The organism is Moorena sp., from assembly GCF_982860115.1.
In genome coordinates this window covers 19,779-28,115 of record NZ_CEYLVT010000088.1, presented here as the reverse complement: position 1 = coordinate 28,115, position 8,337 = coordinate 19,779, and the positions used below count along the sequence as shown (strand labels likewise).

Here is an 8,337-nt window from a genome sequence, read left to right as displayed (position 1 = left end):
TAATTCTTAATTCTTAATTCTTAATTCTTAATTCTTAATTCTTAATTCTTAATTGATCTAATTCAGTTTCAAGGTATTCACCGGTACTTCATCCCAAGACTTAACTGTGCGTAATCGGGCAACCCAACCCGCTGCTTTTTGCTGATCAGTCAAGTTGCTCTGAAACGACTCGTGGCAATCCTTCGCCTGCTCTTCGTTGCAAGTAGCAATACAAGAGTAGAGAAGACCCGATGGATCAATCTGCTCGTTTACCCAAATAGTCATTAGTGATTATTTTAATATAAACTCAGATGCAAATTACCCTATCTCCTTTTTGCCGTTCACCTGCAACTAGGCGTATAGGGTCGCACCTGTATATACGTTTTAGTATAGCATTTGACCTACATTAGTGAGTCGAAGCTGGATCGGTAAACTCAGCTAGCTGATTGAGAGCCGTTCCAGTCACTCGACAAATTCTCCAGTCTGGCAATACTGCTGCTCCCATACGTTCATAAAATGCGATCGCAGGTTCATTCCAATCGAGTACACTCCATTCTAAACGCCCATAGCCACGCTCCACTGCTAGCTGAGCCAGGTAACTGAGTATAGCTTTACCGATACCTTGGCGGCGATATTCCGGTAGCACAAATAAATCTTCTAGATAAATTCCAGGCTTAGTTAGAAATGTGGAATAGTTGTGAAAAAACAGTGCAAATCCCACCCCTTGACCACCCTGTTCAACGATAATCGCCTCTACATAGGGTTTAGCGCCGAACAGGTGTTCTTTCAGGTCATCAGCATTGCCAGTTACAGCGTCGGAGAGTTTTTCATACTCTGCTAGGGCCTTAATCAAATTAAACAGAATCGCTACATCAGCTTCTGTAGCTGGTCTTAAGGTAAAGTTACCCATAGTGCTGGCAAAGGGACAATCAAAAAGACAATTTGATTAATTATCATATCCCTTATTGGGTAATGGGTAATGGGTAATGGGTAATTGACAATTACTTATTCCCCATTATTATGGCCAAATAATCCATAGATTATTTGGCCAAAGATTATTTACCCAGAGATTATTTGGTAACTAATTAACCGGAATTATCTGATTTCGACATCATCTTTATCGTCAGCATATGCGCTACGCGCAGGCTAGGCCAACAGCCGTCAGCCGTGCGCGTAGCGCTAATCGCTGTTCGCTGATAGCTTACCCTTTATCTAGAATTCAGGAGCTTCAATTAAGCCCTACTGCACTAGGTCAACCAGTCTCTAAGCCGTCGAGCCACTTGGGGACGGCGTAGCTTACGCATGGCTTTGCTTTGAATCTGACGCACCCGTTCCCGAGAGAGATTGAACATGCCTCCTACTTCTTCTAGGGTGTAGGGTTCACTGCTGGCTAAACCATAGCGTAGAGAAATCACATCTTTTTCCCGCTCAGTCAGGACATCACTCAGAACTTCCCAAATCTCCTGGCGCATCATGGATTCATTCATCTTATCTTCGGGCAATCGTAGATCATTGTCTTCGAGCAAATCCATCAGTTCTGTGTCTTCCCCTTTACCAACTCTGTGATTCAAGGAAAGGGAGCGCCTACGCAATTCTAGTAACTGACGCAAATGGGAGGGGGAGATTTCTAGGGCTTGAGCAAGTTCTATTTCATTAGGATTGCGCTGCAGTTGTTGTTTCAGTTCCCGCTGAGCTTTTTTAAGTTTATTGAGCTTTTCTACAATGTGGATTGGTAGACGAATAGTTCGGGCATCATTGGCAATAGTGCGAGTAATGGCTTGACGAATCCACCAATAAGCATAGGTAGAAAACTTGTAACCCTTATCTGGGTCAAACTTTTCTGCTGCTCGGTTTAAGCCCAACGCACCTTCTTGAATCAAATCTAGAAATGGTACACCCCGATTAATATATCGTTTAGCAATTGAAACCACTAAGCGCAAGTTCGAGCGAATCATCTTGCGTTTTGCCACACGACCGCGATATAAATTCCCCTCCAACTGACGTTCTGTCATCTCGACCGCTGCAGCTACCTCAGCCTTGGTTGGTTTACGGTCTAATTTTTCCTGTAAGCTGTTCCGGAGTTGCTCGATTTCTACTAGAAACTTAACCCGACGGGCTAAATCTACTTCTTCGTCTGGCTTGAGCAGTGGGTAACGAGCCATTTCCTTAAAGAATGCACCCACCGTGTCATCAGAGCCGCTTTTCCGGAAATTATGGGAAGTAGAGACCACTAGTTCATCGTCTTCGGTGAATTCGACGGCTACACGCTGTAAATCAGTTTCCTCTGGCTCAATGTGATCACTAACAAAAAAATCTTTCTCTTCCGTAGAAGGCATTGTATGAGTCTGGTTTAATTCTGTAATATTCATAGGGATGTGTGAGTTGCAAGTGTATTTTAAGTTTGTTAAAACCGTTGCCGTGAGGGGTTGAGGCTGTCTGTTGCTGAAAATTGGCCTTTAAAGAGAAATCTGTTATCAAAAATGGGTGTTGTTGGTTTCACAAAGAACTTAATACTCTAGACAGAGCAGCTAAAACACGCTCCAAACCCTCAAATATCAGTGACCCAACCTGCTTCAAGTAGTTTATGTGTGATTGACGTGATTATAAATTAATGATTTTAAGCTTACCAGAAGCAGTTTGGCTAGTTGTATCTGTAATTACGAAATGTTTAATTACATAGATTTTAGTTACAGTCTAGGGTGAAAGCAGGAGAGATAATTCTCTTACCATTGCTTTTATTATTTATTTTGACTCTGGAAACAGGATCTCACATATTTTAGAATTTTCCTATCTATCAATAGTGATAGAATAGGAGCCTTCCCAAACTAAAGCTGCCCTATGTCTAATCCTCCTTTAGGTCTACTGTTAGCTGAGCCTAGAGCACTTTACTTTTCTGGTGGTGGCCAAGAAAAGTGGGTTGAAGTCCTAGTAGATTGTCCAGGAGTTCAAGGTATATATACTTATCGTAATTCATTGGATGCATCAATCAATCCTGGAGATGTTTTGAGTGTGTCATTCGGGACTCAACAGCTAGGAGCGATCGCTATTCGGATTGTAGACTCTCCACCCCCAAACTTACCACGAGAAAAAATTAAGGACGTGGAGGAGGTGATCAGTCCCGGTTTCTTTCCCAGTTCCTACTGCCAACTGTTAGAGCGGGTTGCTCAGTACTACTGCACCCCTCTAATCCAAGTGATTCGGTCTGCCTTACCTCCAGGACTGTTAGGGCGATCGCAGCGTCGAATTCGCCTCAATGCCTCGGTTTTGCCTAAAGAGGCTCATGTCTTTGTCAATAATTCAGCCGCAAGTCAGATTTTGGAGATTCTCCAGGCTAAACCCAATGGGGATTACAGCTGGCAATACCTCCAACGTCAGGTAAAGGGGGCTAAAGCAGGGTTACGTCACTTGCTCAAGCGAGGTTGGGTGGAAAGTTATCTGGAAGCTCCTAAGCCAACTCGTCCTAAGCTCAAAAAAGCTGTGACTCTGGTGGCTGATATCAATCGGTCTGATCTGACTCGACGGCAACGGGAAGTATTGGAGGTGCTACGCCGTCGTGGGGGGGATTTGTGGTTGAGTGAACTATCACAAATTTGTAATGTTAGTTCTTCAACTATAAATTCATGGGAAGATAAGGGATATGTGGTGATTGAGCCTAGGGAAGTATTGCGCAGTGCTACTTCACCAACCATGGCTACAGATGCCCCAAAAAACTTGACAAATGCCCAATCCCGTGCATTAGAGCTGATTAATACTATTGATGGCTTTGCCCAAGTGCTGTTGCATGGGGTGACTGGGTCTGGAAAAACGGAGGTCTATCTACAAGCGATCGCACCAATCCTAGCGCAAGGGAAATCCGCTTTGGTGTTGGTGCCGGAAATTGGCTTAACTCCTCAAATAACTGACCGTTTCCGGGCTCGCTTTGGTGACAAAGTTCGGGTTTACCACAGTGCCTTGAATAAAGGGGAGCGCTATGATACCTGGCGACAGATGATCCCAGGTGAACCACAAGTGGTGATTGGCACTCGTTCTGCTGTTTTTGCCCCTTTGCCCCAGTTGGGATTAATTGTTTTAGATGAAGAACACGACTCTAGCTTCAAGCAAGACCAACCCATTCCTACCTACCACGCTCGCACCGTTGCTCAGTGGCGAGCAGAATTAGAAAATTGTCCCCTTATTTTAGGTTCCGCTACTCCTTCGGTGGAAAGCTGGGTCAGTATTAAGGTGATGGGGGGAGCGAGAGATGGTCAGATCAGTAGTGACATTAATCCCCTGACCTCTTCAGCTCCTGAGGTTCAACCCTTGACCTGTTCACCTCCTCAGCATCCAGAACTTAACACTCATTACTTATCCCTACCGGAACGGATTCAATCCAGACCCCTGCCACCAGTGGAAATTGTGGATATGAGGCAGGAGTTACAAGCTGGTAATCGGTCGATTTTTAGCCGTTCTCTCCAAGACAGCTTGAGACGACTAAAAGAACAAGAGAAACAGGGAATTTTATTTATCCCCCGCAGGGGACACAGTACCTTTGTGTCTTGTCGTAGTTGTGGTCATGTGGTGGAGTGCCCTAACTGTGATGTTTCCTTGTCCTATCACTATACTCATGAAGGCGCTACTCAAGTATTGCGGTGCCACTATTGCAATTTCGGACAACTCCATCCCCGTAGTTGTCCAGAATGTAGTTCTCCCTACCTGAAATTTTTCGGTAGTGGTACTCAGCGGGTTGTTCAAGATTTGGCGAAGCTGTTTCCAGAGTTGCGAATTATCCGCTTTGACAGTGATACCACTCGTACCAAGAATGCTCATCGCACTCTGTTAACTCAATTCGCTAATCGGGAAGCTGACCTGTTGGTGGGAACCCAAATGCTGACCAAAGGATTAGATCTGGCTCAGGTGACACTGGTGGGAGTAGTAGCAGCAGATGGACTACTGTATTTGTCAGACTATAGAGCATCCGAGCGGGCATTCCAAACCTTAACTCAGGTGGCAGGTCGTGCCGGTCGTGGGGATGACCCTGGTCAGGTGATTATTCAAACTTATTCCCCAGAGCATCCTGTGATTCAGGCTGTCAAAACTCATAATTATCAGTCGTTTATCTCGGACGAATTGGAACAACGGGCAGCACTAAACTATCCCCCTTATGGTGATTTGATTCTGTTGCGCATAAGTGGATTGGATCCTGTGGCGGTAGAGAAGGTAGCGGAGGATTTAGCCGACAGGTTAGATACTCCTGAAGCCGAATACGATATCCTAGGACCAGCACCAGCTAGTGTGATTCGGGTTGCTCGTCGCTATCGATGGCAGATTTTACTTAAGTTTCCTCCTACTGTGCCCGCAAGGTTACTGAATTGGCGGGAATTCCAGGATATGTGTCCTCCAGATATTAGCTTGACTATTGATGTTAATCCGTTGAATATAAGTTGAAAGGTATATAGCAATTCTTCTAGCTATGAGGGACAAAGCGATCCCCCTAAATCCCCCTTAAAAAGGGGGACTTTGAGGTTTATAAGTGTAACTCATAAATGCAATAAAAGCTATAAGTTACAAGTTGAAGGTTGAAGAGTTAAAGTTGGTTTAAGGTTGAAGGGTTAAAGTTATAGGAGTCGAAGTAAAGGTTAAGACATATGGCGTTACTGAATTGAAGTATGAATGCGGGATCGTCTGGTTTTGGTAAAGCCCCCTAAATCCCCCAACTTTGGGGGACTTTGATAATTTTATTCCCCCCAGAATTGGGGGGCTAGGGGGGCGAAATCATAACCAAAAATCTGCCTTACAAGACATATTTATGTTCCCGATTCCCAATTCCCAATTCCCAATTCTTAATTCCCGATTCTTAATTCTTAATTCTTAATTCCCGATTCCCGATTCCCGATTCCCGATTCCCGATTCCCGATTCCCTACTCCCTACTCCCTACTCCCTACTCCCTTATTTGTGAATACTCCCGCTCACGCCATCGTCAATCTCCTGATTTTAGGAAAAAAAAGAAAGCCCGAAAATAATTTACCAATTGTGTTCGGTGCGATATTACCAGATTTCCCAATGGTAATTTTTTACATATATGAAAAATTACTCAGAGGAATTCCTGAAGACGTAATTTGGTCTGAATCCTATTATAACCCAAGCTGGCAAGTATTTTTTGATATTTTCAATTCTTTTCCATTGATACTAATAGGTGGGTTGTTAGCCTACTATTTTCGTCAAACCTTTCTGATTGCTATGTTTGCTAGCATGGCTGTTCATGGGATTGGAGATTTTCCTGTTCATGCTGATGATGCCCATCGTCACTTTTTCCCATTGTCAAACTGGCGCTTTGAAAGCCCTGTTTCTTATTGGGATTCTCGTCATTATGGTCATATTTTTGCTCCCCTAGAAGTGTTGACTGTTATAGTGGGATGCTTTGTATTATGGAAACGCCATACTTCCATGAAGGCTCGGATTATTATTGCGATTGTACTTAGTGTTTATTTTATCTATGGAGTTTATGCTGTCTTAGTTTGGGGTTAGTATTTAAGCTATCAGTTTATGCGCTACGCGCACGCTACGCGAACAGCTATCAGTTATCAGCGGCGTTGCTGAATCAAGGGTTGGTTTTCGATTAATCTGACAGTTTTATCGAAGGGTCATAGAACCTATCCTGACAGTTCTACTCACCGATACTTTTTGGCTACCAAAGTCTACCAAAATAGACCTTAGCCCACCAATGCAAGCTGATCTCTCAACCAGGGTGTATCTACCAAAGCACGAAGAAATATGCCTCGTGCGCCATTGATGTCTCTATCCATTGTCTGGCCATCAATTTTTGACTTGATAATTTTGCTCCCACCAATTTTGACTAGTTCACCAGTCCAGCTAACTGTTTTACTGGTATAAGCTTCGCAGACATCAACAACAATCTTGCCGTTTTCGATTGCTTTATGCTTCAAAAACTCTTTAAACCGATAGTGAGCAAAAGACAGCATATTACGAACCGTTTTAGATCTAAGTTTTCGGTTCGGCTTTTTAGACATCTGAGACGTCTCAAAGGTGGGAAGCAATATTACGTCAAAGTTATCAACTAAAAACCTAGCCGCCTTGTGATGAAGTTCATTAACTAGATTTTGGATTCTGACTACCATCCTTCTAGCTGCTTTTCTCATTCGACGTTTCTGCTTACCCTTGGCTTTACTGATTTTTGAAATCAGATTGTCTAGGTGTTGACATAAGCGTTGAATTCGAGAAAAATCACCTTGACCTATTTTCCCAACAGAAGTCTCGCTAAAAAACGCCAAGAAAGTCCTAACACCAGGATCCAAAGCTACTACTCTACCTTGGTTTTCGGTTTTCAATTTAGTAGTCTTGTAAGGGACTACCAGGTAATAGTCCCCGTTGGTGCTAGTCAATCGACAATCACAGATATTATCGGGAAGTGTTTCAGTAAAGGTTATTTCACCTAACTTCGTGTAATAAACTCCTTTAACTGAAACCGCCGACTTAGGAATATAACAAGACTGAACAGGATTTTTGCGAGACCTAAATCTAACCCTATTAATTTCCGAAGTTTTTTTAGATTTTTTCTTGGCCTCCCTGACAGCGGTGCAAGCATCCTTAATCGCTATAGATTTAATTTGATAAGGTACTGACTTGCACCAATCAGGAAGGTCATTTAAAATCCCAGTCTTAATGGCTTTCCAGTTTGCCTTGACAACGCCTATCTGAAGTATTTTGACGGTCTTGTTGAACACATAACGGGACACTCCAAACCACCGGCGAATCATCAATCTCTGTTCAGGACTTAGGAACACTCGAATCTTCTTTGATTTTCTTACCGTACTTTCGGAGTCCGTGGACGCGGCAAGAGAAGACGTGAATGATGGAGAGAAGATCTGCGGTGAGTTCTGATTCGGGACAGCTTTCAGGTTGGTCGAGAACCAGGATTTTTCCACCGTTGAGACCGACCAAGTATTCAAACAGTTCAAAACCGAATCGGGTGAGTCTGTCTCTACAGGCAACAACAATTGTGAGCTGACCTCCTTGCATAAGTCGCTCCAATATGGCTCGAAGCCCTTTCCTTTTGTAGTTGAGTCCTGATCCGACGTCTTTGATGATTTCCGCTTCCGGGAAGAGGGAATGCATGTAAGCGATTTGTCTGGCCAGGTCGTCTTTCTGTTTTTGGCTGCTGACTCGGCAGTAACAGATCGTGGCTGGTTTGGATGATTGTCGTCTACCCAAAGTGGCAAGACTAACTGTATCAAACATTCTGTACCCGCTTGGGGTTCGTTCGCACTTGATGGTGCCATTGTCTGCATACTTCCTTAGGGTGTTTTCGGAAAGTCCCGTAAGTTCGACCGCCTTACGGAGTGGTACTAATGTCATGACTC

At 43.8% G+C, this 8,337-nt stretch carries 7 protein-coding genes; 2 read left to right on the top strand and 5 right to left on the bottom strand.

Annotated elements, in window-relative coordinates; all coding sequences use genetic code 11:
• Positions 1-57: 57 nt before the first annotated feature.
• The 3 genes from AC4II3_RS16570 to AC4II3_RS16560 form a co-directional block, all read right to left on the bottom strand.
• Positions 58-264, bottom strand: coding sequence for a glycogen debranching protein (locus AC4II3_RS16570; protein ID WP_488016121.1), 207 nt, complete (start codon positions 262-264; stop codon positions 58-60).
• A 121-nt stretch (positions 265-385) separates the two neighbouring features.
• The gene (locus AC4II3_RS16565) at positions 386-889 is read right to left on the bottom strand and encodes an N-acetyltransferase family protein (RefSeq protein WP_488016123.1); all 504 of its coding nucleotides are present in this window, start codon (positions 887-889) and stop codon (positions 386-388) included.
• A 337-nt stretch (positions 890-1,226) separates the two neighbouring features.
• On the bottom strand, positions 1,227-2,348 hold the full coding sequence (locus AC4II3_RS16560; RefSeq protein WP_488016125.1) for an RNA polymerase sigma factor, RpoD/SigA family: 1,122 nt from the start codon (positions 2,346-2,348) through the stop codon (positions 1,227-1,229).
• A gap of 469 nt (positions 2,349-2,817) precedes the next feature.
• On the opposite strand from AC4II3_RS16560, the gene priA reads away from it, so the two are divergent.
• Both priA and AC4II3_RS16550 read left to right on the top strand, forming a co-directional pair.
• Complete coding sequence (gene priA, locus AC4II3_RS16555) at positions 2,818-5,403, top strand: primosomal protein N' (RefSeq protein ID WP_488016126.1); 2,586 nt, start codon at positions 2,818-2,820, stop codon at positions 5,401-5,403.
• Between the two features lie 508 nt (positions 5,404-5,911).
• Positions 5,912-6,484, top strand: coding sequence for a hypothetical protein (locus AC4II3_RS16550; protein WP_488029379.1), 573 nt, complete (start codon positions 5,912-5,914; stop codon positions 6,482-6,484).
• Positions 6,485-6,669: 185 nt separating this feature from the next.
• Here AC4II3_RS16550 and AC4II3_RS16545 read toward each other — a convergent pair whose 3' ends face one another.
• Both AC4II3_RS16545 and AC4II3_RS16540 read right to left on the bottom strand, forming a co-directional pair.
• A complete protein-coding gene (locus AC4II3_RS16545) occupies positions 6,670-7,842 on the bottom strand; it encodes an RNA-guided endonuclease InsQ/TnpB family protein (protein ID WP_488029381.1) in 1,173 nt (390 codons plus the stop codon).
• The gene (locus AC4II3_RS16540; protein ID WP_488010471.1) at positions 7,745-8,332 is read right to left on the bottom strand and encodes an IS607 family transposase; all 588 of its coding nucleotides are present in this window, start codon (positions 8,330-8,332) and stop codon (positions 7,745-7,747) included. Before AC4II3_RS16540 ends, AC4II3_RS16545 begins: the two co-directional genes overlap by 98 nt.
• Positions 8,333-8,337 lie beyond the last annotated feature (5 nt).